The sequence below is a fragment of the Castellaniella sp. S9 genome (assembly GCF_027257175.1).
Lineage (GTDB): Bacteria > Pseudomonadota > Gammaproteobacteria > Burkholderiales > Burkholderiaceae_B > Castellaniella.
In genome coordinates this window covers 1-565 of sequence record NZ_JAPFGD010000032.1, presented here as the reverse complement: position 1 = coordinate 565, position 565 = coordinate 1, and the positions used below count along the sequence as shown (strand labels likewise).

The 565-nt window shown below is 59.3% G+C and carries 1 protein-coding gene; it reads right to left on the bottom strand.

Annotation, left to right across the window (positions count from 1 at the left end; translation table 11 throughout):
• The coding region (locus OOZ48_RS18435) for a transposase (RefSeq protein WP_269500274.1) at nt 1–565 on the bottom strand (565 nt) is incomplete at both ends.

The following is a 565-nucleotide window of genomic DNA, read 5'->3' as shown; positions in this document are numbered from 1 at the left end:
CGCAGCCGGCGCAGCAGCAGGCGAATGTTGTGGCCGGCGCCACACAGAATGGCATGGATGGCGTCGCCGAGCCGACCCTTGAGCCAGTTTCTGTCCAGCTTTCCGTCCGATTTCATGTGGCCAATCGTCGGTTCAATCGCGCTTCGGCGTTTGATCATTGCTTTCAGCCCTTTGGTGATGCCTCGGCGCTGGCCTGACCGCAGTATTCGGGTGCCCGGCACCTCCATACCCCGATACCCTCGGTCAACAACGGCCGTATGAATGGGCGTGTCGCTCAGAATGCCAGCCTGCTCCAAGGCTTCGGGCAATGTGTGACCATCGTAAGGATTGCCAGGCATGGAACGTGCCCCCACGACAAAACCTTCTTTCAGTGTGGTGGTGATCGAGACCTTCACGCCAAACTCGTAGGGCGTGCGGGCCTTGCCCTTGGAAATGCACTCGACTTCGGGCGCGTGAAGTGCATACAGCTTGTTCTTGTCTTTGGTGCGTTGGGTCAGAATCCGATGGGTGCGGGCGAGCAAGTCGTCCAGTTTTTGCCGTGCTGCGCCGGTCACGGCATCCTTTT